Raw genomic sequence first — 25153 nt, forward strand, 5'->3', positions numbered from 1 at the left:
CTACAGAAAGCAGGGTGTTTTATGGCCGATTATCAGGAATACCGCCGCCGGATCCTCCGCAAGCGCTGGTTCCGGACCTTCTCCGTTGCAGGGCTGCTCTTCCTGCTGGTGCTGGTGAGCGTCGTGGGCACACTGTGGAAACGGCTCCACCGGGAGCACTCCCCCGCCGCCGTGCAGGGGCCGACCATCTTCCAGCAGGAGCTGCAAGGCAGCGAGTGGAACACCGTCCACTACACGCCCGCCCGGCGGCTGGCGGTACAGCTCAGCGCCGACGGCACCACCGCCATGGATTTCCGTCTGGCCGCGCTGGCCGAAAGCCCGGCCGTGGACCGCAGCTATTTCAATAACGCCTGTTTTCTGGGCGACAGCCTGACGCAGGGGATGCAGATCTACAGCACCGGCCTGCCGGAAGCCTCCTTCTACGCCTATAAAGGCATCGGCCCCAACGCCGTGGTCAACAGCACCACCTGCACCCGCCGGGACGGCGTCAAGGAGATCCCGATGGAGGTGCTGACGGCCCAGCAGCCAAAGGTGCTCTACATCCTGCTCGGCACCAACGTGCTCAACCGGGACGGCGATTATTCCAGCTTCCTCACCTACTACCGCCTCATGCTGGACATGATCGCACAGGCCCTGCCCAACACGCAGATCTACGTCCAATCCATCACGCCGGTGCGGCCGGAAGTCCGGGCCTCTCACCCTGGCCTCTACAAAGAGCGCTTGTGCGAGATCAACGACGAGCTTTCCGCCATCGCGCTCGAAAAAGGCTGCGTCTTCCTCAACCTGTGGGAGGCCCTGGCCGACGAGAACGGCGACCTGAAGGCCGAATACGCCCAGAGCGACGGCTACCACGTCAAGCCCGAAGGCTACACCGCCTGGGTCGATTACCTCCGCACCCACACCATCAACCCCGGCGTGACCTCCGCTGCGGCATGATCCACGAAAAAAGCTGCTGTGCCATTGTTCAGAGCAATGACACAGCAGCTTTCATTTTGTCTGAAAACAGGAACGGGGAACGGCATCGGAACCGTTCCCCATCGATTGGTATTTGGCAGGCGTGGCGTTCTCCTGCATCTCTCAGGGCAGTTGCCCTTGTCGTTACCATCGGCGTGTGGCTGCCACGAAATTGACCACCTCAAATACCACTCTTATCCTATGTATAGGATACCACATTTACTCTTTTTTGTAAAGTATTTCGCTCTGACGCAAAAGTCGTCGAAAGCGCTTCGGACTGATGTTCCACATCGTAATAATGGAATTCTTATATTCCTCCGGGTCTCCGGAAACCTTCAATCGCAAAATGATCTCCGCTGTCAGTTCCGGTGTCAGGATCTCCTTGAGCACCAATGCCGTGTGCGGACGATTTCCCCGCAGAATATAATCCGGTTCCTGCAAGACCTGCGGAAGATACTGGAACAGCCGGTCATAATCGCCCGGATGCCCTTCTTCAATATGGAGGATCTGCTGTTCTGTAATGACAACATCTTCCGTTAAAATCTCTTCGTCTACAACACTGTATAACTGCCGACTAATTTTGCAGATGAAATCCACGTCCTGCTTCACACCAATCCTGTTTGATGGTTTCAGTATAACATGCAGTGACGGTTTTGTATACAGCAGATCACAACAAACGGGGAACGGCATCCGAACCGTTCCCCGTTTGCTGTGATTTTTATTCGATCAGAACAGCCCTGTGATCTTGCCATCGGCATCGACGTCGATGTTGACGGCGGCGGGCTTCTTGGGCAGGCCGGGCATGGTCATGATGTTGCCGCAGATGACCACCACGAATCCGGCACCGGCAGCAAGGCGGACCTCGCGCACCTCCATCGTGAAGCCGGTGGGCGCAGCCAGGAGCTTGGCGTTATCGCTGAAGCTGTACTGGGTCTTGGCGATGCAGACGGGCAGGTTGCCATAGCCCAGCTCGGTCAGCTCGGCCAGCGTCTTGCTGGCGGCGGCGCTGAAGTTCACATCGTCCGCACGGTAGATTTTCTTGGCGATGGCCTTCACCTTGTCCTTGAGGGGCATATCCAGCGGGTAGACATACTGGATGGGGCGGTCTTCCAGGATCTCCAGCACCTTCTCGGCCAGTGCCTTGCCGCCCTCGCCGCCCTTGGCGAAGACCTCGCTCAGCACGCAGGGCACGCCCTGCTCAGCGCAAACCTGCTCCACATACGCCTGCTCTTCGGGGGTGTCGGTCGGGAACGCATTGATGGCGACCACCACCGGCAGGCCAAAACCGTTCTTCAGGTTGTCGATGTGGCGGACGAGGTTGGCCGCACCGGCCTTGACGGCTTCGAGGTTGGGCTGGTTCAGGTCAGCCTTGGCAACGCCGCCGTGGCTCTTGAGGGCGCGGACGGTCGCCACCAGCACACAGGCGCTGGGTGCGATGCCCGCATAGCGGCACTTGATGTCCAGGAACTTTTCTGCGCCCAGGTCGGCACCGAAACCGGCCTCGGTGATGACATAATCGGCCAGCGAGAGGCTGAGCTTGGTGGCCATGACGCTGTTGCAGCCGTGGGCGATGTTGGCAAAGGGGCCGCCGTGGATGATGGCGGGGTTGTTTTCCAGCGTCTGAACGAGGTTCGGGTCCAGCGCATCCTTCAGCAGGGCGGTCATGGCACCGGCGGCGCCAATCTCGCCCGCCGTGACGGGCTTGCCGTCGTAGGTGTAGGCGCAGACGATCTTGGCCAGCCGCTCCTTCAGGTCGGAGATGCTGGTGGCCAGGCAGAAGATGGCCATGACCTCGCTGGCGACGGTGATATCAAAGCCGTCCTCACGCGGGGTGCCGTTGACCTTGCCGCCCAGGCCGTCCACGATGAAGCGGAGCTGGCGGTCGTTCATGTCCATGCAGCGCTTCCAGGTGATGCGGCGGGGGTCGATGTTCAGGGGGTTGCCCTGCTGGATGCTGTTGTCGATCATGGCGGCCAGCAGGTTGTTGGCCGCGCCGATGGCGTGGAGGTCGCCGGTGAAGTGGAGGTTGATGTCCTCCATCGGGACCACCTGTGCATAGCCGCCGCCGGCTGCGCCGCCCTTGACGCCGAACACGGGGCCGAGCGAAGGCTCACGCAGGCAGAGCATGGTCTTTTTGCCCAGCGCGTTCATGGCGTCGGCCAGGCCCACGCTGGTGGTGGTCTTGCCCTCGCCCGCCGGGGTGGGGCTGATGGCCGTGACCAGGACCAACTTGCCCTGCTTGCCAGCCTTGTGGATGAGGCGGTGGTTGATCTTGGCCTTGTAGCGGCCGTAGGGGATCACATCCTCGTCGGCAAGGCCGAGCGAGGCAGCGATCTCGGCAATGGGCTTCATGCGGGCTTCCTGTGCGATCTCGATATCAGACTTCATGGAACATCCTCCTTCAAAACAAAAAGGGCAGCTTTGCGCAGCAATTGCGCAAGGCTGCCCAGACGGTCGGCATTGACATCAAACCCGGTCTCTGCTGCACTGTGGTGCTCCACAACGTTCCGTCAGCAGCAAAAACCTCTTCTGACCGAATGATAACACACCCGAACGCCCTTTGTCAAGGAAAAACTTCCCGCGCCAAAAAAGTGCGGGCGAAGTGCCCATCCGGCTTGCATCCACCCCCGGATGTGTGATATACTAAAGTGAATCTAAACGATAGGGAGGCTTTCACGATGCCATTTACACCCAAACTGACTTATAAAGGCAAGCCCCTCGTCCGCAAGGACAACGAGCTGTATTACGGCCGTATGACCGACCCTTATGTACTGCGTATGCAGATCTTGAGCACCAAGCCCGTGGGCGGGATGGAGGTGGCCGATAAGGTCCACATCCAGGTGTTCTCCACCAACGACAGCCTCGCTCCCGAAGCCCGCGTATTCCGCCAGACCACCAAGAACGGCCTGTACAACGCGCTGGACATCGGCAGCATCTGGCTCCAGAAAGCAAACGAGAGCCGCTGATCGTTCGGCGGCCGTCAAAAAAGGGCCTGTCTCCCGTGGGAGACAGGCCCTTTTTGCATCGGATTTACTCTTCGGTCACTTCAAAGTCCAGCGGTTTGCCGCAGTTGGGGCAGGTGGGCTCGCCGTCCAGCAGGTCGGCTTCCTCAAACACTGCGGTGGCACCGCAGGCCGGGCAGGTCACCTCGTACTGCACGGGGCCGTCGTCCCCTTCGGGCTCCTCGTCGTCGGCCAGAGCCACCTCAAAGGCGACCTTGCAGCTGGGGCAGATGGCCTCGCCTGCATCCAGGTCGTCCTCACTGACGTACACGGTCTCGCCGCAGGCCGGGCAGGCCACTTCATAGTAGGGCTCGCTGGCCACATCGGCGTTGTCGTCGGCGTCGTCCTCTGCTTCAGGCTCGTCGTCTTCCTCGTCGGCATCGTCGTCTTCGTAGAGATCGGCTTCGAGGTCTTCCAGCTCCTCGCTCAGGTCGTTGATCTGATCGTAAGCCTGGGTCACATCCTCGTCAATGCCGTCCACGGCCTGTGCCATCTCGCACAGCAGCTCGCTCATGGCCTTGATGACTTTGCCTTCCTTGGTGGTCTCGTCGATGCCGAGGCCCTCCACCAAGCCTTTCAGGTATGCAGCCTTTTCCTTCAGTTCCATACGAATGCCTCCTAGTCTATAAAATTTCTAAGCCGGTCAACGGGCTCACCCTCTCCGTCATCGCTGTGCGATGCCACCTCCCCCGAAGTGGGAGGTTTTGGCGGTCCATGCAACGGACGCGAAGCGGCCTGAGAAGGCAAAGCCGTTTTCCTGAACAAAAAACCGGGCAAACGGTCGCCCGCTGCCCGGTCTTGTCGATAAAATCAGACGCGCTCCATATACTCGCCGGTGCGGGTATCGATGCGGATGTGGTCGCCCTCGTTGATGAACAGGGGGACGCGGATCTCAGCACCGGTCTCGACGGTAGCGGGCTTCAGGGTGTTGGTGGCAGTGTTGCCCTTGACACCCGGCTCGGTCTGGGTCACTTCCAGCTCGATGAAGTTGGGGATCTCAACGCTGAAGACCTTGCCCTTGTAGCTCAGCAGCTTGCACAGCTCGTTCTCCTTGCAGAACTTGAAGTTATCAGGGACATCGGATGCGTTGACGGGGATATCGTCATAGGTCTCGTTGTCCATGAAGTGGTACAGATCGCCATCCTCGTAGCTGTAGGTGACATCCTTGCGCTCGATGAAAGCCTGCGGGAACTTTGCGGTCGGGTTGTAGCTGGTCTCGACCACAGAGCCGGTGATGACGTTCTTGGTCTTGGTGCGGACAAAGGCAGCGCCCTTGCCGGGCTTGACGTGCTGGAACTCAACGACCTGAAGAACCTGGCCGTCCTGCTCAAAGGTCACGCCGTTGCGAAACTCGCCTGCAGAAATCATAGGAATTCCTCCATTAGTAAAATCTCATTGATGCTTGACGCATATCTCTATTTATTTTACTCAATCCCGCACGATTTGGCAAGGGGTTTGAGCAAAAAAGACGGTGAAAACAGAAAAAAACCCTCTCAGTCACCTGCGGTGACAGCTCCCCCAGTGTGGGAGCCTTTGGCAGACCGGGAAAGTCCGTGCATTGTCGCCTTGCGGCTCTCCTGCTGCCGGGCCCTGTTCTCCTTGCCAGCAGCAGCTTGCCGTTGCTGCAAGGCCCGCAGGTTTCCCATTGCATTGACCCAGGCAGCCAGCAGGGCCAACACCGGCCTGCCAATGCCTCTCCCCTTGGGAGAGGTGGCAGCGCGTCAGCGCTGACGGAGAGGGTTCGCCCTTCCATACATCTCCGCCATCGTCCGCGCATCCTCCGCCTGTGTCCCGGCGCTTTCGCAGATGATGACAGGTTCGAGCCTGCGCTCCGCCAGCAGCTCCATCAGCGGCTGCGGCTCCGGGCCGAACTGGGTCTCGGCAAAGGTCCAGTGGCGCTTTTCGCCGCCCGCCGTATACTCGATGCGGGAGAAATGGACCTGGAACCGCCTGGCCCGCGCGTCGCCGAGGGTCTCTTCCATCCGGTCGAGGATCGCGGCATAATCGGCCTTGGAAGCGATGCCGCCCAGCGTCCGGGCATTGAGGTGGCCAAAGTCGATGCAGGGGGTAATGCGCCTGTCCACACGGCACAGAGCCAGCACTTCGTCCAGTGTGCCCAGCTGGCCGATCTTGCCCATCGTCTCCGGGCAGAGGGTGATGTCCGAAAAGCCTGCTTCGTCCAGCGCGGCCTGTGCTCGGCGCAGGGTGTCCAGCGCCTTTTCCAGGGCAGCCTCCCGGCTCTGCCTGCCGCAGCTGCCGGAGTGGAAGATGACCCGCTGCCCGCCCAGCGCCTTGCAGACCGCCGCGCTTTGCAGCAGATAGTTCACGCTGTTCAGCCGCTTGTCCTCTTCCAGGCTGGACATGCTGATATAATACGGCGCGTGGACGCTGAACAGGATGTCCTGCGCCGCCGCATCGGCGGCCATCTGCCGGGCCTTGTCCAGCCCCAGCCGGACGCCGCGCCCGCACTGGTACTCAAAGGCGTTCAGCCCCATCCGGGCCGTGTAGGCCGGGATATCCAGGCTGGTTTTGTAGCCCTGCGCTGCAAAGCTGTCGCTCGTGCCCGCCGTGCCGAACCGGATCTTCCACTCCCTCACAGGGTCTTCCCTCCCCGGTCGTAGTACGCCTGCCAGTGTTTTTTCTCCCACTTGCGCTTCAGGATGACCTGTGCGCCGAGGTCCGGCCCGCGCGGAATGACCATCAGGCCAGGGATGCCGTAGAGGGCTGCGGCCATCCGGTCGGCATAGAGCTGGTCGCCCACCATGGCCATCTCACGGCGTTTGACGCCCATCCGGCGGCGGGCCACCATCAGCGCAAAGGGCAGCGGCTTTGCCGAGCGGTACAGATACGCCAGCCCCAGCTTTTCGGCAAAGGGGCGCACCCGCTTTTCGGCACCGTTGGAAACGATGGTCAGCCCGATGCCCGCCGCGCGCAGATCGGCCAGCCATTGGGCCACCTCGTCCGGCAGTTCCTGGCTGCGGTCAGCCGTCAGGGTGTTGTCGATATCCAGCACCAGCGCCCGGATGCCCTTTTCCGCCAGCCATTCCGGCGTGATGTGGGTCACATCCTGAAAAACATATTCGGGGGTTATCAGCATAGCTTTGACCTCATTTCAACCATTTGCTGCTCTTTCTCAGATAAACTCCTGCTTCGTACAGCCTCTCCGTCATTGCTTCGCATTGCCGCTCCTGGTAGGAGAGGCTTTGGCAGTCCTTGCAACGTTTCTGGTCTCGCCAGCGAGACGGAGAGGTCGTACGAAGGGAATCACAAAATGAAAATAGGAGAGCCTGAAACTCTCAGGCTCTCCTACATCAGCGTTAGCAACACGTTTGAAATCTGAACAACCAGCGATTTCAAGCAGTTAATTACTTGAACTTACGCTTGCGGGCTGCTTCAGACTTCTTCTTGCGCTTAACAGACGGCTTCTCGTAAGCCTCGCGCTTACGGACCTCTGCGAGCACACCGCTGCGAGCAGTGCTCCGCTTGAAGCGACGCAGTGCGCTTTCCAGCGACTCGCCCTCTTTAACACGAATTTCCGACATCTTATTCCCTCCCTTGGACCGTGAGGCAGGAATTTCGTTGTTACATGGTAACTAACAGTAGACAGTATAGCGCATTTTCATGCGTTCGTCAACCTTTTTTTGAAAGTTTTTTCGAAAACCTCTCCGTCAGTGCTTCGCACTGCCACCTCCCCTGCGGAGGGGAGGCCTTGGCAGCCGGGCACAGCTTGATGTATACGCCAGAGGCTCTCCTATTAGGAGAGCTGTCGAGCGCAAGCGAGACTGAGAGGTTATCAGCCCTTGACGGCCAGGTTGACCAGACGGCCCTTGACGTAGATCTCCTTGGCGATGGTCTTGCCGGCCAGAGCTTCGGCCACAGCAGGCTCAGCCTTTGCGGCTGCAATGGCGTCCTCGCTGGTGATGTCGGCTGCGACCTTCAGGCGGGCCTTGACCTTGCCGTTGACCTGCACTGCGATCTCGACCATGGCCTCCACGCACTTGGCCTCCTCGTACTGGGGCCAGGGGTAATAGGCCAGCTGCTCGTCGTGGCTGTGGCCCAGCTTCTCCCACAGCTCCTCGGTCATGTGGGGAGCAAACGGATTCAGCAGCTGAACGACGGTCTCATACTCGGCCTTGGTGGCACCGCCGTTGTCGTACAGGGTGTTGACCAGCGTCATCAGCTGTGCAATGGCGGTGTTCATCTTCAGACCCTCGATGTCCGCGCCGACCTTCTTGATGGTCTGGTGCATCAGGGTCTCGACCTGCGGGCGATAGCCCTCACCCTCGACCAGCTTGTCGGACAGTGCCCACACGCGGTCCAGGAAGCGGTTGCAGCCTGCAATGGCAGAGGTCTGCCAGGGAGCTGCCTGCTCGAAGTCGCCCATGAACATCTCATACAGACGCATGGTGTCGGCACCGTAGGTATCCACGACCTCGTCCGGGTTGATGACGTTGCCCAGGCTCTTGGACATCTTGACGATGGGGTGGCGGGCCATCTCGCCGTATTTCTCTTCCAGCGCCTTTTCCGCGGCCTTCTGGCTGCCGTATTCCTTCAGCAGCTTTTCCTGCTCCTCCGCAGGCAGGTTGACGAAGCTGTGGGGGTTCAGGCCCAGGATCATGCCGTGGGCGGTGCGCTTCTGGTAGGGTTCCGGAGAGGGCACGACGCCGATGTCGTACAGGAACTTATGCCAGAACCGGCTGTACAGCAGATGCAGGGTGGTATGCTCCATGCCGCCGTTGTACCAGTCGACCGGGGACCAGTACTCCAGCGCCTCCTTGGAAGCGAGGGCGTCCTTGCAGTGCGGGTCCATGTAGCGCAGGAAGTACCAGGAGGAACCGGCCCACTGGGGCATGGTGTCGGTCTCGCGGGTCGCGGGGCCGCCGCAGCAGGGGCAGGTGGTCTTGACCCAGTCGGTGTGGCGGGCCAGCGGGGACTCGCCGTCGGGGCCCGGCTCAAAGTCGGTGATGTCGGGCAGCGTCAGGGGCAGGCTGCTTTCGGGCAGGGGCTGCCAGCCGCACTTCTCGCACTTGACCATGGGGATGGGTTCGCCCCAGTAGCGCTGACGGCTGAACACCCAGTCGCGCAGCTTGTAGTTGACCTTATCCTTGCCCTTGCCGCTGCTCTCCAGCCACTCGACCATCTTTTTCTTGGCGTCGGCGACGGACAGGCCGTCCAGGAAGCCGGAGTTGACGAGGGTGCCGGTGGCCACATCGGTAAAGGCGGCCTCGTCCAGATTCGACGGGGTATTGCCCTTGACGACTTCAAGGATGGGCAGACCGAACTTCTTTGCGAACTCCCAGTCGCGGGTATCGTGGGCAGGCACGGCCATGATGGCACCGGTGCCGTAGGTGGCCAGAACGTAGTCGGAGATGAAGATGGGGATCTCCTTGTCGTTCACGGGGTTGATGCCCATGACGCCCTCCAGCTTCACGCCAGTCTTCTCCTTATTCAGCTCGCTGCGCTCAAAGTCGCTCTTGCGGGCAGCTTCGGCCTGATATGCCTTGACGGCCTCTGCATTCTGAATGGTGCCGTTGTCCAGCCACTGCTTGACCATGGCATGCTCCGGAGAGACGACCATGTAGGTAGCACCGAACAGGGTATCGCAGCGGGTGGTGTAAACAGTCAGGGTATCGCCTGCGGTGGTGCCGAAGTTGACCTCTGCGCCGTGGCTGCGGCCGATCCAGTTCTTCTGCTGGGTGGCGACGCGCTCGATGTAATCCAGCCCGTCCAGACCGTCGATGAGCTTGTCGGCATAGGCCGTGATCTTCAGCATCCACTGGCTCTTGACGCGGTGGACGACCTCGCTGCCGCAGCGCTCGCACACGCCGTTGACCACTTCCTCGTTGGCCAGAACGCACTTGCAGCCGGTGCACCAGTTGACGTTCATTTCCTTCTTATAGGCCAGGCCGTGCTTGTACAGCTGCAAGAAGATCCACTGGGTCCACTTATAGTATTCGGGGTCGGTGGTGTTGATCTCGCGGTCCCAGTCGAAGGAGAAGCCCAGAGCCTTGAGCTGCTCACGGAAGTGATCCACGTTCTTCTTGGTGACGATGGCCGGGTGGATGTGGTTCTTCATGGCGAAGTTCTCGGTGGGCAGGCCAAAGGCATCCCAGCCCATCGGGTAGAGCACGTTGTAGCCGTTCTGGCGGCGCTTCCGGCTCACCACGTCCAGTGCCGTATAGCTGCGGGGGTGGCCCACATGCAGGCCCGCACCCGAAGGATACGGGAACTCGACGAGGGCGTAGAACTTGGGCTTGCTGTGGTCGATCTCGGCGTGGAAGGTCTTTTCGTCCTCCCACACCTTCTGCCACTTGGCCTCAACGGCCTTGTAATCATACTTCATTGTTGTAATCAGCTCCAGACTTTTCTTCACTACCAAAGATTCTTTTATGACAATCCCGGTCATTGTCCGGTGTTTCTCGATACAACCTCTCCGTCATTGCTTCGCAATGCCACCTCTCCTTGTAGGAGAGGCCTTGGCAGTCCTTGCAACGTTTCCGTTTTCGCCAGAGGTTCCCCTGCCGGGGGGCTGGTGAGCGGATGCGAGACGGAGAGGGCATCCGAAAAAACATCGGGCCGGGATATGTTCCCTTACAGGCTGTGATCCGGCGTCAGATACTCCGAGATGTCGATGGGCTCGCCGTCGGCCCACAGGTGCTCCAGATCGTAATAGGTGCGGGTGTTGGGCACAAACACATGCACGATGACGTTCGAGTAGTCCAGCAGGACCCAGTTCTTGGAGTCGAAGCCCTCGGTGCTGATGGGCTCGATGCCCTTCTGGGAGAGCGCGAACTCCACCTCGTCGGCCAGCGACCCCACCTGCGTGGTGGAGGTGCCGGAGGCGATGACAAAGTAGTCGGTGAGGACGGTCAGGCTCTCGACCTTGAGCACCCGGACGTCCTGTGCCTTTTTCTGATCCAGGATCTTTGCGATCTCAATGGCAAGAGACTTGCTGTCGATGTTGTTCTCCATCTGATTTCTCCTATCTGTTGTTTGCGTTACTGCCCGGCCGCCTGGCCGTCGGTCGTGGTGGCACCCGCCACGTCGGTGTCGCCGCTGAGGATGGCATCATCCGACTCTTTGTCGAGCTGGCCCACGAACTGGACGTTGGCGCTGGTGGAAGCCGTGCCGTGGGGCCAGTCGTTGGTCACAAGGTTGAGCTCCTCGGCGCTGACGGGGCCGGTATAATTGCGGAAGTAGGTGTTGAGCAGCTCTGCGATGGAACCGGCATCCGGCACCACGCAGGAGTAGCCGTCAAAGCTGTCGGTCTTGCCGACATTGGGTACGCCCATGAACACCGGCGTCTGGGCCAGCATGATGTTGGCGCTGTCGATCCGGGTAAAGGAGACCAGCATCTTGGCGATAGTGGTCAGGTCCATGTCGGTGTGGATATAATTGTTGAAGATCAGGGGCAGCTGGTTGATGACGTCGGTCACGCCCATGCTGCGCACCCGCTTGAACAGGCCGGCATAGAAATAGCGCTGCATGTTCAGGCGGTCGATATCGGAGTTGGAGTAGCCCTTGCCGTGGCGGCAGCGGACGAAGAACTCGGCCGATGCGCCGTCCAGATTGCGGTAGCCCTGCTTCAGGGCACTGCCTGCAAAGGACATGTCGTGGGGGATATAGACCTCGATGCCGCCGAAGTTATCCACCATTTCCACCAGCGCCTGCATGTCGATGGTGACATAGTAGTCGATGGGGAGCTTGTACTGGTCGTAGATGACCTCTGCCAGAGCCGCCACATTGCCGCCGTTGGAGAGAGCCACCGAGTTGATCTGGTAGTTCGAGGCGGAATAGGTCTTGCCGTTGGAGAGGGTGATCTTCCGGCTTTTGGTCGCCACCAGACTGTTGCGGGGGATCTGCAGCATCCGGAGTGCACCGCCCTTGATGTCGAACTGGCAGTACAGGATCATATCCGTCATGCCGTCGTTGGTGCCATCGGAAGAATATCCGCGGCCGTCCTCGTAGTCGATGCCGCAGACGAGGATGTTGACCACGTCGCCCTTGTACTCCTCCAGCGTCTGGATCTCCTCCACCAGCGAAGCAGCGTTCTCCTCCGGCTTCAGGTTCTCCTCCACCCGGTTTATCATGCCGGCCGCATAGACCACGACGCCCGAAATGACGGCCAGCACCGCCAGCGTCACGGCCAGCGGGAGCCACATGGGGGCTCTTTTTTTCTTCTTTCTGGGCTTGGCGCTGCGGCGGCGGGGCGGCTCACTGGGGGCCGCATGGGCACCGCCCCGGCGGGGCGGCGGGGTTCTGCCGCCGTTTCCACCGGTGCCTGCTGCCGGGGCCGGATGCGCCGGGGCAGCCGGACGGGGCCTCTGCTCCGGATGCGGCACAGACGGCTCTTCGAAGAAATCCGGCTGGCCCTGCAGCGGAGCCGGGCGGGAGGCAGGAGCCTCCGTCGGCCGCTGTTCCGTCGGGCGGTTCAGCGAGCGTTGGGTGTTGATGCGGCGCGGAGCTTGACTCATTCCTAGATTTCCTCCAGCTTTTTCATTCGGGGTCGGTTCACATTCATGATACCTTTTAGTATAGCATCCTTCCCCACAATCTGCAATCGGTTTTCATTTCCGGTCAGTCGGACGAACCGCAAGCCGTTCTGGCGCGGGCCTCCACCTGCGCCTGAATGTCCTCGTACGCGGCCTTGGACATGGGGTCGAGCGGCTTGCCCTGAGACAGCACGAAGTCGTTCGTCTGCTTGAGGGCCACCAGCATGGCCGCATCCAGATCGTTCCGTTCCAGCCTGCGCAGCTTGTCCACGCCCGACCAGTCCCGCTCGGCGCTGGTCATATCGGCCAGATAGAGGATCTTATCCAGCCTGCTCATGCCCGGCTTGCCCGCCGTGTGGCAGGCAATGGCCGAGAGGACGGCCTCATCCTCCACGCCCCACTCGGTGCGGGCCAGAATGGCGGCACAGATACCGTGCCACACCGGGGTCGGGCGCGCTTCGCCGCCCTCAGCGTATTTGGGGTACGCCCGCATGATGGCCCGCATCTCGTCCTTGGAGATCTCCTTGGCCGCGTCGTGCAGCAGCGCCGCCAGCGCGGCCTGCTCTTCGTCGGCCCCATAGCGCTTCGCCAGCTTGACGGCCATTTTCTTCACGTTCAGAGTGTGCTCATAGCGCTGATCGCTCAGGCGGCTGCGCACAAGCTCTTTTGCCTGTTTCAGAGTCATTCCGATCTTCGTCTCCTTTTGTTTCCCGGTACAGCCCCTCGCGCTGGATGACACGGCGCACCAGGGGCGGGAGTTCGTTTTCACAGCGTTCCCCGGCGGCAAGGCGGGCGCGCAGGGCGCTGCTCGCCATGGGGAGCGCTTCCACCGGCGCGAACAGGATGCGGGCCCCGGTGGCGTCCAGCTGCTTTGCCTTTTCGTGGAGGAGCGGGTCGTCGCCGACATTCCGGCTCGTGACCACGAGGCGGGCCAGTCTGAGGATGTCCTGCCAGCGATACCAGCCGTCAAAGCTCAGCAGCATATCGCTGCCGATGGCGAGATAAAGCTCTGCGCCGGGGGATCCTGCCGCCAGCATCTCCAGCGTGAGGACGGTGTAGTTCCGTCTCCCCTGCGCAGCCTGCTGCACCTCCCAGCCGCTCACGGTCAGAGCCGGGAAGCCGCCTTCCTCCGCCAGCGCGGAAAAACAGCCGCACATCTCCAGCCGCAGCGCACCGGAAGCGCTCGTTCCCCGCTTGAACGGAGACGAGCCGGCGGGCATGACCACGATCCGGTCCGGCCGGACCCGCGCCGCCGCCGCCCGCAGATTGTTCAGGTGGCCGTTGTGGGGCGGGTCGAAGCTGCCGCCGTACAGCAGGACTTTCATTTCAGCAGGTCAGCGTAGGCGCTGTCCTTCTTCTTTTGCAGATAGAGCACGAACTTGGAGCCGATGACCTGCACGCAGTCTGCGCCGGTGGCCTCGGCCAGCTTGACGGAAGCCTCGCGGGCATTGTACATGCTGCTTTCCAGCACCTTCAGCTTAATGAGTTCGCGGGCGTCGAGGCAGTCCTTCACGCCCTGGATCATGGTCTCGTCGATCTCGCCCTTGCCCACAATGAAAACGGGGTCCATGGTGTTTGCCTTGCCGCGCAGGATCGCGCGCTGTTTGCTCGTCAGCATAGTTAGTTTCTCCTTCGATCTTGATGTTGATACGGTCTTCTCCGTACAGAATCATTGGTTCATCGTTCTGCCAGAAATCCCGGCAGTTTCTGTTCCATCTCGGCCAGCGCGTTGCCGCGGTGGCTGATGGCGTCCTTTTCGTCGGGGGTCAGCTGCGCATAGCTGCGGCCCTCGGTGTTGGGGCGTCTGCCCGTTTTGCCCACGCCGCAGTCGGTGGGGATGAACAGCGGGTCGTAGCCGAAGCCGTAGTCCCCTGCCAGCCGCGCAAATGCCACGCTGCCGGGGCACTCGCCCACGCAGGTCAGGTGCCGGCCATCGGGCAGGATGAAGCAGACCGCCGCCACGAACTTTGCGCCGCGCTGCCCCGCCGGGATGTCCTTCATCGCTTCCAGCAGTTTATCGTTGTTGGCCTCGTCGTCGCCGTGGCGGCCGCAGTAGCGGGCGCTGTAGACGCCGGGGGCACCGTTCAGTGCATCCACGCACAGGCCGGAGTCATCGGCGATGGTGGGCAGGCCGCTGGCCTTGCAGATGGTCTCGGCCTTGATGAGGGCATTTTCTGCAAAGGTGGTGCCGGTCTCGTCCGGCTCGATGGTGATGCCCAGCTCTTTCTGGCTGACCACTTCGTGGCCCTGGGCTTCGAGGATGCGCCGCAGTTCGCGGAGCTTTCCGGCGTTGCCGGTCGCTGCACAAATTTTCATGAGTGTACCTCCTCAGTGCTTCCAGCCGGTGCGGGGGATGAGCTCCTCCACAAAGCCTTCCGGGGTGAAGGGAATGAGGTCGTCGATGCCCTCGCCCACGCCGATGAACCGCACCGGCAGGCCGAGCCGCTGCTTGACCGCCACGACGCAGCCGCCCTTGGCGGTGCCGTCGAGCTTGGTCAGGATGATGCCGGTGGCGCTGGCCGCCTTGCAGAACTCTTTGGCCTGGCTGATGGCGTTCTGGCCCGTGATGGCATCCAGCACCAGCAGGGTCTCCAGGCTGGCATCTGGGGCCGCTTTTTTGACGCTGCGGCTGATCTTGGCCAGCTCGCCCATCAGGTTCGCCTTGTTGTGCAGGCGCCCGGCGGTGTCGGCAATGACCATGTCATAGCCGCGGGCGGTGGCAGACTTCACCGTGTCAAAAATGACGGCGGCGGGGTCGGCTCCCTCACCGGCCTTGACCAGCGGGACCCCGGCGCGGTCGGCCCAGATCTCCAGCTGCTCGCTGGCGGCGGCACGGAAGGTGTCGCCTGCGGCCAGCATGACCCTGCGGCCCTGACGGGTGTAATAGTCGGCCAGCTTTGCGATGCTCGTGGTCTTGCCCACGCCGTTGACGCCGATGACCAGGATGACGGCGGGGTGGCCGTCCAGCTGCATCTCTGCTTCAGGGCGCATCTCGTCCGCGATGAGCTCGCGCAGCTCGTCCGCCGCCTGCTCACCGGTCTTCAGGCCCTTTTCGTTCACGCGGTCGCGGAGCTTGTCCACCAGTTTGATGGCCACTTCGCCGCCGACATCGGCCAGGATGAGCTGTTCTTCCAGCTCATCGTAAAGGTCATCGTCGATCTTGCTGCCGGTGAGTGTGTTCAGGATATTGCCCCAAAAGCCCGTGCGGGTCTTTTCGAGGCCGTCTTTCATCTTGTCTTTTTCTTTTTTACCAAATCCAAAAAGTCCCATATCGGCTTTTCTCCTACGTTTTACTCCGTGCGGCCTCTTCCAAGGGCAGGGGTTCCTTCGTACAACCTCTCCGTCACCTTCGGTGACACCTCTCCTGGTAGGAGAGGCCTTGGCATTCCGCAGACTTCGCCTCTTCGCCAGTGGCTCCCCTATCAGGGGAGCTGGCATCGCGAAGCGATGACTGAGAGGTTTTTCCCTTTTACTGAGAGTTCCCTCTTTTTATTATACCTACGAAACCAGTGTCGCGTCAACCTGTTCGAGGTCAAGTTTGAGCAGCTTTGACACGCCATCCTCCTGCATGGTGACACCGTAGAGGACATTTGCGGCCTCCATGGTGCCCCGGCGGTGGGTGATGACGATGAACTGCGTCCGGTCGCTCACGCGGCGGAGGTACTGTGCAAAGCGGCTGACGTTGGCGTCGTCCAGCGCGGCTTCGATCTCATCGAGGATGCAGAAGGGCGCGGGGTTGACGGCCAGGATCGCAAAATAGATGCTGATGGCCACCAGTGCCTGCTCGCCGCCCGAAAGGGCTTCCAGATTCTTGATGACCTTGCCCGGCGGTGCGACCCGGATGCCAATGCCGCAGCCCAGCACGTCCGATTCATCTTCCAGCACCAGGCTGGCTTCGCCGCCGCCGAACAGCTCGGCAAAGATGCGGCCAAAGTTTTCGTTGATGGCGCGGAAGCTGTCGGTGAAGATCTCCCGCATCTGGCTCGACAGCTGCGAGATCATCCGGCTCAGCTCGTTCCGGCTGCCCTCCACATCCGCCACCTGCACCCGCAGGGTGTCGTACCGGGCCTTGACTTCCCGGTATTCCTCAATGGCGCGGACGTTCACGCTGCCCAGCGCACGGATCTTGTTCCGCACCTCGGCCGCCTGCGCCCGCAGGGCAGTCAGGCTGTCGAAGTCCACACAGAGCGCTTCGGCCTGCGAGACGGTCAGCTGGTATTCATCCCAGAGCTTGGCGGCGGTGGCATCGTACTCGCTCTCCGCTGCCGCTTTCCGCTCGGCCAGACGGGCCATCTCCCGGCTCATCTCCTCCCGCTCATCGGCGGCGGTGCGAGCCCTGGCCAGCGCTTCGGTCTCAGCCTTCTGGCGGGTCAGGCGCTCCTCGGTGGCCCGGCGGATCTCTGCTTCCTTCGCAGCGATCTGCTCTGCGCTCTCGCTCTTGGCCTTCCGGATGGCTTCGATCTCCGCCCGGCAGACCGCGCTGCGATCGGCCAGCGCAGTCAGGCTCTCTTCCAGCGATGCTTTGCGGGCAGCGGCGTCTCTGGTGCGCTGTTCCAGCGCGGCGATCTGCGCCTGCGCCAGCTCGGCGTCCTTCTGGCGGGTGATCTGCTCCAGCCGCTTGGCGCTGAGCTGGTCGGCCAGCTCCCGCTGGCGGGTCAGGAAGGCATCGTCGCCCTTGGCGATGCGCTGGAGTTCCGCCGACTTTTCCGCAAGGGCCGCAGCGCACTCCGCCTCCTGCCCCTCGGCCTCGGCCGCTCTGGTGCGGCTTTCGGTCCGCTGGGCGTTGAGGGTGTCGATCTCCTTCCGGCGGGCAGCGAGGGCCGTTTCGGCCTGCTCCACGGCGGCTTCCAGCCGCTTCTGCTCTGCTTCGGCCCGGACCCGGTCGTTCGCAGCCGTGATCTGTTCGCTGTTCGCGGCGGTCAGCTCGGCGGAAACGGCATCCATCTGCGCCTTGCACTGGTCGGTCTTCTCCTGCGCGGCAAGGCAGTCCTTTTGCAGCTTTGCAGCCTTCACCCGCAGCTCTTCCAGCTCCTGTTTGCGGGTGAACAGACCCGCACTGCGCTGGACGCTGCCGCCCGTGAAGCTGCCGCCCGCGTTGACGACCTGACCGTCCAGCGTGACGACCTTATTGTGGTAGCCGAGGTCCCGCGCCACGCGGGAAGCCTCGTTGATGTCGTCCACCACCACGATCCGGCCCAGCAGATTGGAAACGATATTGGCATACCGTGCATCGGCCTGCACCAGGCTGGAAGCCAGCCGGGCCGAACCGGTCAGCCGCCCCCGGAACACGCCGGGCTGGACGGTATCCAGCGGCAGGAAGGTGGCGCGGCCCGCGTTCTCGCTGCGCAGCAGGGCGATGCCCGCCTTGGCAGCGGCTTCGTTCTCCACCACGATGTTCTGCAAGGCACCGCCCAGTGCGGTCTCGATGGCGACTTCCCGGCCCGGTTCCACGCGCAGGATGGAGGACACCGGCCCGATGATGCCCCGCAGCCGCCGGGCCGATGCGGCCCGCATAACGGTCTTGACGGAGTTCTGGTAGCCGTCCATGTTCTTTTCCAGCTCCCGCAGCACCGAGAGCCGCTGGCGGGCCGCATCCAGTGCACGGCTGAGCTTCTGCTCGTCGTCGTCGGCGGCATCCAGCGCGGCGCGGCGGGCCTTGTGCTTCAGTTCCAGGCCCGCGCGGACATTGGCCAGCTGTGTTTCGTTCTCCGCCAGCATCGCGCGGTACTTCACGGTATCCGCAAGGTCCTGCTTGGCGTCGTCCCGCTGGGCCGTCAGCGCCCCGGCGGCTTCTTCCAGCGCAGGCAGGCGGCTCTTCGCCGTTTCAGCAGCGGCCTCGGCGGCGGCTCTGGCCACCTGTGCTTCGGTGCGCCGGGCCGTCAGCGCCGTGATCTCCGTCCGCAGGCTGTCCTTCCGTGCCCCGCTGCGGTCGTTGTCGTGGGTCAGGCGGTCCAGTGCTTCGTTCAGTGCCGCCAGTTCTGCGGCCAGCTGCTGCCCGGCGGCTTCCATGGAGGCGGCCACTGCGCGGTGGCGCTCCAATGCGGCGGCTGCTTCGGTGCTGTCCTGCTGACCGGCGGCAAGCTCGGCCCGCAGTTCTTCGGCGCTCTCCTCGTTGCGGGCGATGTCATTTTCCAGCACGGCGATCCGGCTCTCGCTGCCGCTGATCTGCTCGGTGATGCTGCGGATATCCCCATTCAGGCGCTCGACCGCAATGGTCAGCTGTTGTGCCTGCATCCGGATCTCCTCAGCCTCGCTCTCAGCGGCTTTGACCTGCCGATCGAAGCGTTCATAGTCGGCCTGGGCCGTCTCGTGATCCCGCACCTGGCGGCGGACGGCCTCTCTGGCGCGGTGGACGCCGTCGGTCCAGAGCGTGACTTCCAGCGTCTTGCGCTGCGCGCTCAGGGCAAGAAAGGTCTCGGCCCTGGCGCTCTCTTTTTCCAGCGGTCCGACGCGGGCTTCCAGCTCGCCCAGGATGTCCCGCAGGCGCTCCAGATTTTCTGCGGCTGCCGCCAGACGGCGTTCGGCCTCGTTTTTGCGGTAGCGGTACTTGGCGATGCCGCAGGCTTCCTCAAAGATCTCCCGGCGCTCGGTGCTCTTGGCAGCCACGATCTCGGCGATGCGGCCCTGCCCGATGACCGAATAGCCGTCCCGCCCAATGCCGGTGTCCAGCAGCAGCTCATAGACATCCTTCAACCGGCAGACCTGGCCGTTGATGCTGTACTCGCTCTCGCCGGAGCGGTAATACCTGCGGCCGATGACAGCTTCGTCGGCGTCCAGATCCAGCGTGTGGGCGCTGTTGTCCAGCGTCAGGCGCACCTGAGCAAAGCCCATGGCCCCCCGGCGGCGGGTGCCGCCGAAGATGACATCCTCCATCTTGCCCGCCGCGCGCAGCTGGCGGGCGCTGGTCTCACCCAGCACCCACCGCACCGCGTCCGACAGATTCGACTTGCCGGAGCCGTTTGGCCCGACGACGCCGGTGACGCCCTCGCCAAAGGTGATCTTGACTTTATCGGGAAAGCTCTTGAAGCCCTGGATCTCCAGTTCCTTAAATACCATCCGCTTACTTTTCCTTTATGACTCCCAGCAGCTTGAGCGCCTCACGGGCGGCATGCTGCTCTGCCACTTTTTTGCTGCGGCCCTCGCCGCGGGCCACCTTGTCGGAGTTGAAGCGCACGGCCACCACGAAATGTTTGTCGTGGTCGGGGCCGGACTCCTGCTCGACCACGTAGCTGAGCTTTTCCTCCGGGTTCTGCTGGACGATCTCCTGCAAACGGGTCTTGTAGTCGGCCTCGGCATGTTTGCCCTCGGTGATGAAGGGCAGGATGAAATTGCGGGCCACCTCCATGCCGCCGTCCAGATACAGCGCCGCGATGACGGCTTCGAACGCATCGGACACGACGCTGGGGCGGGTGCGGCCGCCGCAGCGCTCCTCGCCGCGGCCCAGGCGCAGATAGTCGCCCAGGTTGATCTCCTGTGCGAACTGGAACAGCGCCCCCTCGCTGACGAGGCTGGAGCGGATGCGGGTCAGATCGCCCTCCGGGCGGTCGGCGTAGGCGTGGAACAGGTAATCAGCCGACACGATCTGCAGCACACTGTCGCCCAGAAATTCCAGTCGCTCATTGTGCTGCACCGGGGCACGGCTCTCGTTGGCGTAGCTGGTGTGGGTGAGCGCCGTTTCCAGCAGCCTGGGGTTCTTGAATTTGTAGCCAATGATCGTTTCGAGTGGATGACTCATAGATGCTCTATCTCCCTTATGTCATTGCGGCCGGATGCGGTCTTCCGCAGGTCAGACGCAATGCCGTTCTATAATCCTCAAAACCGTTTTTATTCCGCAGCCGGGGCGTTCAGGTCATCCAGCGCCTTCTGCATGGTGCCGCACAGGTCGTTCTCCACGCAGATCTTCGCCTGACGGATGGCGTTCTTGATGCCCTTGGCCTTGGAGGAGCCGTGGGCCTTGATGACCGGCTGCCTTGCCCCCAGGAAGGGTGCGCCGCCGTACTCCTCGCTGTCCATCTGGTGCTTGAGGTCGGACACGCCGCTCTTGAGCAGCAGATAGGCCACCTTGCCGCCAAGGTTCCGGAGGAACATCTCCTTGAGCATCCCCAGCAGCATTTTGGCCACGCCCTCGGTCAGCTTGAGAATGACGTTGCCGGTGAAGCCGTCGCAGACCACGACATCCACCTCACCATTCGGCACGTCGCGAGGCTCGATGTTGCCCACGAAACGGATGCCGGGGGTGGTCTTGAGCAGCTGGTGGGCCTCTCTGAGCATCGGAGTGCCCTTCGACTCCTCTGCGCCGTTGTTCGCCAGCGCCACGCTGGGCGAGGTGCGGCCCTCGACCCTGTTCACGTAGCAGCTGCCCATGACGGCGAATGCGGCCAGCATTTCAGGGCGGCACTCAACGTTCGCGCCGCAGTCCAGCAGCAGGTAGGCCTGCTTTTTGGCGGGCACCATGGTGGCCAGCGCCGGACGCTTGACACCCTTCAGGGTGCGGACGATGAGGCTGGCGCCCACATGCAGTGCGCCGGTGCTGCCGGCAGAGACAAAGGCGTCGCCCCGGCCCTCCTTGAGCAGGTTCAGGCCCACGACGATGGAGGAATCCTTCTTGCTGCGGATGGCACGGGCAGGCTCATCGCACATCTCGATGGTCTCGGTGCAGTTCACCAGCTCGATGCCGTCCAGCGGGATATTGTGCTCTGCGGCGGTCTTGCGGACCAGCTCCTCATTGCCCACGCCGATGAGCGAGACGCCATACTCCTTGACAGCTGCGGCTGCGCCTTCCAGCACAGCCAGCGGGGCGTTGTCGCCGCCCATCATGTCCACGATGATCTTCATAGTAGTTCTCCCTTCTGTTTCTGGGATGTTCAGCCTCTCCGTCATCGCTGCGCGATGCCACCTCTCCTAACAGAGGAGGCCTTGGCATTTCGCAAAAGTTTTTCTTTTCGCCAGAGGCTCCCCTATCAGGGGAGCTGTCTGCGAAGCAGACTGAGAGGTTCTTTCTTACAGAGACGTTTCGTCCAGCCACTGCTGGAAGCTGGCCACGGCACGTTCGGCCACAGCCATGTAGCGCAGGCGCTTGTCGCGCGGGCGGGTCTCGGCGGGCAGCGGGGGCAGGATGCCCATATTCGCGCCCATCGGCTGGAAGTGCTTGTTCTCGGTGGTCAGATACTGGAGCAGCGCACCGCACATGGTGTCCGCCGGGGGCGGGGGCAGCTGCCTGCCGGTCAGGCGGGCATACAGGCTGCGGGCCGCCAGCAGACCACAGGCAGCGCTTTCCATATAGCCCTCAAAGCCGGTGATCTGGCCCGCAAAGAAGACGTTGGGGTGCTCGTTCAGGAAAAGGCCCGCGTTCAGCACACGGGGCGCATCGAGGAAGGTGTTCCGGTGCATGACGCCGTACCGCACGAACTCGGCGTTTTCGAGGCCGGGGATCATGCGGAACACCCGCTTCTGCTCGCCCCACTTCAGATTCGTCTGGAAGCCGACGATGTTGTACAGCGTCCGCTCCTTGTTCTCGGCGCGGAGCTGGACGTTCGCCCAGGGGCGGTGGCCGGTGTTGGGGTCCACCAGACCCACCGGGCGCAGCGGGCCGAACCGCATGGTGTCGGCACCGCGGGCCGCCATGATCTCGATGGGCATACAGCCCTCATAGACCGTGACGGTGTCGGCCTTTTTGCCGTGGGCATCCGGGTCGGGCGCGGCTCCCTGCTCGGCACCGGCGTCAAAATCGTGGAGCGGGGCGCGCTCGGCAGACGCCAGCGCTGCATGGAATGCCTCGTACTCGGCCTTGTTGAACGGACAGTTCAGGTAATCCGCCTCGCCCCGGTCGTAGCGGGACGCGGCGAAGACCCGGTCGTAGTCCAGGCTTTCGGCCGTGACGATGGGGGCCACAGCATCGTAGAAATGCAGCCGCTCGTCGCCGGTCAGGCGGCCGATCTCGTCGGCCAGCGCACCGTCGGTCAGCGGGCCGGTGGCCACCAGGATGGGAGCGCTCTCGTCGATCTGCTCCACCCGCTCCCGCCGGACGGTGATGTTCGGGCACTGCTCCACCCGGCGGGTGACGGCAGCGCTGAAGGCGTCGCGGTCCACAGCCAACGCGCCGCCGGCGGCCACGCGGGCCTCCTCGGCGGCAGACAGCAGCTGGCTGCCCATCCGGCGCATCTCCTCTTTCAGCAGGCCGGAAGCGGAATCCAGCCGCTCAGCTTTCAGGCTGTTGGAGCAGATCAACTCTGCAAAACCTTCGCTCTTGTGGGCCGGGGAAAAGTGGGTAGGCTTCTGCTCATAGAGCGTGACGTCCACGCCCTTGCCCGCCAGCCAGAGCGCCGCCTCGCAGCCCGCCAGACCGGCACCTAAAACTGTTACATGATATCGACTCATTGATGTTTCCTTTCATCAAGCACTCTCCGTCATTGCCTTTTGGCAAAGAGGAAAACTTTATCGTACTCGCTGAAAAAGCCCGCCCTTTGGAAGAGCTGGACGCGAAGCGGCCTGAGCGGGTCTTACTCCTTCTTCGGCACCGGCATCTCGAACCCGCAGCCCTCCTTGGCGCAGTAGAGCTTGGAGCCCTTGCGGAAGAGGGTGGAGCCGCACTTTTCGCACTTGGTGGGGACGGGGGTATCCCAGGTCATGAAATCGCAGTCGGGGTAGCGCTCGCAGCCGTAGTAGATGCGGCCCTTGGCGCTCTTGCGCTCCAGCATACGGCCCTTGCCGCACTTGGGGCAGATGCCGCCGGTGTCCTTGACCAGGCGCTTGGTGCCCCGGCACTCCGGGAAGCCGCTGCAGGCCAGGAACTTGCCGTACTTGCCCACCTTGATGACCATGGGGCGGCCGCACAGGTCGCAGACCTCGCTGGACGGCTCGTCCGGCACCTTGACCTTCTTGCCTTCCATGTTCTTTTCCGCCTGTTCGAGGCTGGCTGCAAAGCCCTGATAGAAGTCGTCCACGGTCTTGTGCCAGTCGGCCTTGCCGCTCTCGACCTTGTCGAGGTTCTTTTCCATCTCGGCGGAGAAGTCCACATCCACGATGTGGGGGAACTGCTCCAGCATCAGGCCGTCCACGGCGCGGCCCAGCAGGGTCGGCTTGAGCTTTTTCTGGTCGCGCTCCACATAGCCGCGGTCGATGATGGTGGTGATGATGGGCGCATAGGTGGAGGGGCGGCCGATGCCGTTTTCTTCCAGCGCCTTGATGAGGGTGGCTTCGGTGTAGCGGGCGGGGGGCTGGGTGAACTTCTGTTCGCTCTTCAGCTCCCGCAGCTTGAGCACCTGGCCCTGCTCCAGCGGGGGCAGGCTGGTCTCCTTCTTTTCCTTCTCGTCCGTGGCCTCCTCATACAGGGCGGTGAAGCCATCAAAGGTGACGGTGTAGCCGCTGGCCTTGAATCGGTAGCCGCCCGCATACACGGTCACGGACACGGTGTCCTGCTGGCAGTCGGCCATCTGGCTGGCCATGAAGCGGCTCCAGATCATCCGGTAGAGCTTGGCGGTGTCGCCGCTGATGCTCTTGTCCACCTCGTCGGGCGTCAGGCACGGCACCGAGGGACGGATGGCTTCGTGGGCGTCTTGCGCAGCGGTCGCGCTCTTGGTCTTCCAGGTGCGCTTATAGGGGCAGATATACGATTCGCCGTAAGCGCCCGCAATATACTCCTTGGCTGCGTTTACCGCTTCGTCGGAGATGCGCAGGCTGTCGGTACGCATATAGGTGATCAGACCCATGGTGCCGTGGCCCGCGATATCCACGCCTTCGTACAGCGTCTGGGCCGCGCGCATGGTGCGGGTGGCCGTAAAGCCCAGGCGGCGGGACGCCTCCTGCTGCAAGGTACTGGTGATGAACGCCGGGGTGGGCTGCTTGGCGCGCTTGCCTTTTTTCAGCTCACCCACCGTGTACTCGGCCCCTTCCAGCCCCTTTTCGATGGCGCGGGCCTCGGCCTCGGTGTGCGGCAGCAGCTTTTTGCCCTTGTCGTCGGAGGCCAGGCGGGCCGTGAAGCTCTTGTGCCCCACGCCGAGGGTGGCATCCACGTTCCAGTATTCTTCGGGCTTGAAGCCCTCGATCTCCTTTTCGCGGTCGTCGATGAGGCGGACGGCCACGCTCTGGACACGGCCGGCCGACAGGCCCCGGCGGACCTTCCGCCAGAGGAACGGGCTGAGCTTATAGCCCACCAGACGGTCCAGCACACGGCGGGCCTGCTGGGCATTGAACAGGTCTTCGTCGATGGCGCGGGGGTGGGCCATGCCCTCCTGCACGCCCTTTTTCGTGATCTCGTCGAAGGTCACGCGGTTGGGCTCATGGGGGTCCAGACCCAGGATATTGGCCAGATGCCAGCTGATGGCTTCGCCCTCACGGTCCGGGTCGGTCGCGAGAAGGACGCCGTCGGAGTGCTTGGCCTTGCTCTTGAGCTCCTTGATGAGCTTTTCCTTGCCCTTGATGCTGATGTACTGCGGCGTATAGCCGTGTTCGACATCAATGCCCAGCTGGGAGGCGGGCAGGTCGCGGATGTGGCCCATGCTGGCCGTCACCTCGTAGTCGCTGCCCAGATATTTGCCGATGGTTTTCGCCTTTGCAGGCGACTCCACGATCACCAGTTTTGACATAGTTTCTCTCCTATATAAAAAACCTTGCCATCTGCTGCCCGGCCTGCCAAAGGCTCCCCGCTCCGGGGCGCCCGGCACCGCGCAGCGATGACTGAGAGGTTTGAATGCTCAACTTAACATG

The 25153-nt window shown here is 62.4% G+C and carries 22 protein-coding genes and 1 riboswitch; of the genes, 2 read left to right on the top strand and 20 right to left on the bottom strand.

The features are described 5' to 3' along the window. Positions 1-21: 21 nt before the first annotated feature. On the top strand, positions 22-936 hold the full coding sequence (locus I5P96_RS10415) for a GDSL-type esterase/lipase family protein (protein ID WP_223381983.1): 915 nt from the start codon (positions 22-24) through the stop codon (positions 934-936). 237 nt (positions 937-1173) lie between these two features. Here the strand turns inward: I5P96_RS10415 and I5P96_RS10420 are convergent, their stop codons facing one another. Next, complete coding sequence (locus I5P96_RS10420) at positions 1174-1563, bottom strand: PBECR2 nuclease fold domain-containing protein (protein WP_207685551.1); 390 nt, start codon at positions 1561-1563, stop codon at positions 1174-1176. Between the two features lie 117 nt (positions 1564-1680). Next, positions 1681-3342 (bottom strand): formate--tetrahydrofolate ligase, encoded by a 1662-nt coding sequence (locus I5P96_RS10425; RefSeq protein ID WP_223381985.1) that lies wholly within the window; start codon positions 3340-3342, stop codon positions 1681-1683. A 49-nt stretch (positions 3343-3391) separates the two neighbouring features. Then, positions 3392-3482: riboswitch (ZMP/ZTP riboswitch) on the bottom strand. Positions 3483-3632: 150 nt separating this feature from the next. Between I5P96_RS10425 and I5P96_RS10430 the strand changes: the two genes are divergently transcribed. Continuing rightward, positions 3633-3920, top strand: a complete 288-nt coding sequence (locus I5P96_RS10430) for a hypothetical protein (protein WP_097792716.1) — start codon at positions 3633-3635, stop codon at positions 3918-3920. Positions 3921-3984: 64 nt separating this feature from the next. Here the strand turns inward: I5P96_RS10430 and I5P96_RS10435 are convergent, their stop codons facing one another. The 18 genes from I5P96_RS10435 to topA all read right to left on the bottom strand — a co-directional run bounded on the left by I5P96_RS10435 (position 3985) and on the right by topA (position 25032). Beyond that, positions 3985-4563 carry a CD1247 N-terminal domain-containing protein gene (locus tag I5P96_RS10435; protein ID WP_223381986.1) on the bottom strand — a complete coding sequence of 193 codons (579 nt, stop codon included), beginning with the start codon at positions 4561-4563 and terminating at the stop codon, positions 3985-3987. A 203-nt stretch (positions 4564-4766) separates the two neighbouring features. Continuing rightward, positions 4767-5324 (bottom strand): elongation factor P, encoded by a 558-nt coding sequence (gene efp, locus I5P96_RS10440; RefSeq protein WP_015563681.1) that lies wholly within the window; start codon positions 5322-5324, stop codon positions 4767-4769. A gap of 353 nt (positions 5325-5677) precedes the next feature. Beyond that, entirely contained in the window at positions 5678-6553 is an 876-nt protein-coding gene (locus tag I5P96_RS10445; RefSeq protein ID WP_223381987.1) for a TIM barrel protein, read from the bottom strand. Further along, on the bottom strand, positions 6550-7053 hold the full coding sequence (locus tag I5P96_RS10450) for a YqeG family HAD IIIA-type phosphatase (protein WP_223381988.1): 504 nt from the start codon (positions 7051-7053) through the stop codon (positions 6550-6552). The genes I5P96_RS10445 and I5P96_RS10450 overlap by 4 nt, the downstream gene beginning before the upstream one ends. Before the next feature lie 268 nt (positions 7054-7321). Next, the gene (gene rpsU, locus I5P96_RS10455) at positions 7322-7498 is read right to left on the bottom strand and encodes a 30S ribosomal protein S21 (protein WP_005928271.1); all 177 of its coding nucleotides are present in this window, start codon (positions 7496-7498) and stop codon (positions 7322-7324) included. A 251-nt stretch (positions 7499-7749) separates the two neighbouring features. After that, the gene (gene leuS / locus I5P96_RS10460; RefSeq protein ID WP_223381989.1) at positions 7750-10299 is read right to left on the bottom strand and encodes a leucine--tRNA ligase; all 2550 of its coding nucleotides are present in this window, start codon (positions 10297-10299) and stop codon (positions 7750-7752) included. A gap of 248 nt (positions 10300-10547) precedes the next feature. After that, positions 10548-10928 carry a ribosome silencing factor gene (gene rsfS, locus I5P96_RS10465; RefSeq protein ID WP_097792721.1) on the bottom strand — a complete coding sequence of 127 codons (381 nt, stop codon included), beginning with the start codon at positions 10926-10928 and terminating at the stop codon, positions 10548-10550. A gap of 26 nt (positions 10929-10954) precedes the next feature. Continuing rightward, on the bottom strand, positions 10955-12430 hold the full coding sequence (locus tag I5P96_RS10470; protein WP_223381990.1) for an LCP family protein: 1476 nt from the start codon (positions 12428-12430) through the stop codon (positions 10955-10957). Positions 12431-12533: 103 nt separating this feature from the next. Beyond that, complete coding sequence (yqeK, locus tag I5P96_RS10475; RefSeq protein ID WP_223381991.1) at positions 12534-13133, bottom strand: bis(5'-nucleosyl)-tetraphosphatase (symmetrical) YqeK; 600 nt, start codon at positions 13131-13133, stop codon at positions 12534-12536. Beyond that, a complete protein-coding gene (gene nadD / locus I5P96_RS10480) occupies positions 13075-13773 on the bottom strand; it encodes a nicotinate (nicotinamide) nucleotide adenylyltransferase (protein WP_223381992.1) in 699 nt (232 codons plus the stop codon). The genes yqeK and nadD overlap by 59 nt, the downstream gene beginning before the upstream one ends. Then, positions 13770-14066: a YhbY family RNA-binding protein gene (locus tag I5P96_RS10485; protein WP_005932885.1), complete on the bottom strand. Its 297-nt coding sequence runs from the start codon at positions 14064-14066 to the stop codon at positions 13770-13772. Before I5P96_RS10485 ends, nadD begins: the two co-directional genes overlap by 4 nt. 59 nt (positions 14067-14125) lie before the next feature. Further along, positions 14126-14764 carry an RdgB/HAM1 family non-canonical purine NTP pyrophosphatase gene (gene rdgB / locus I5P96_RS10490; RefSeq protein WP_223381993.1) on the bottom strand — a complete coding sequence of 213 codons (639 nt, stop codon included), beginning with the start codon at positions 14762-14764 and terminating at the stop codon, positions 14126-14128. 12 nt (positions 14765-14776) lie between these two features. After that, positions 14777-15718 (bottom strand): signal recognition particle-docking protein FtsY, encoded by a 942-nt coding sequence (ftsY, locus tag I5P96_RS10495; RefSeq protein ID WP_097792726.1) that lies wholly within the window; start codon positions 15716-15718, stop codon positions 14777-14779. Between the two features lie 228 nt (positions 15719-15946). Continuing rightward, entirely contained in the window at positions 15947-19504 is a 3558-nt protein-coding gene (gene smc, locus I5P96_RS10500; protein WP_223381994.1) for a chromosome segregation protein SMC, read from the bottom strand. Positions 19505-19508: 4 nt separating this feature from the next. After that, positions 19509-20183: a ribonuclease III gene (rnc, locus tag I5P96_RS10505; RefSeq protein WP_097792728.1), complete on the bottom strand. Its 675-nt coding sequence runs from the start codon at positions 20181-20183 to the stop codon at positions 19509-19511. An 89-nt stretch (positions 20184-20272) separates the two neighbouring features. Further along, entirely contained in the window at positions 20273-21283 is a 1011-nt protein-coding gene (gene plsX / locus I5P96_RS10510; protein WP_097792729.1) for a phosphate acyltransferase PlsX, read from the bottom strand. Between the two features lie 165 nt (positions 21284-21448). Then, positions 21449-22825 (bottom strand): methylenetetrahydrofolate--tRNA-(uracil(54)-C(5))-methyltransferase (FADH(2)-oxidizing) TrmFO, encoded by a 1377-nt coding sequence (trmFO, locus tag I5P96_RS10515; protein WP_223381995.1) that lies wholly within the window; start codon positions 22823-22825, stop codon positions 21449-21451. Positions 22826-22947: 122 nt separating this feature from the next. Next, a complete protein-coding gene (topA, locus tag I5P96_RS10520; RefSeq protein WP_223381996.1) occupies positions 22948-25032 on the bottom strand; it encodes a type I DNA topoisomerase in 2085 nt (694 codons plus the stop codon). Between the last annotated feature and the right edge of the window lie 121 nt (positions 25033-25153).

The sequence above is a fragment of the Faecalibacterium prausnitzii genome (assembly GCF_019967995.1).
Classification (GTDB): domain Bacteria; phylum Bacillota; class Clostridia; order Oscillospirales; family Ruminococcaceae; genus Faecalibacterium; species Faecalibacterium prausnitzii_E.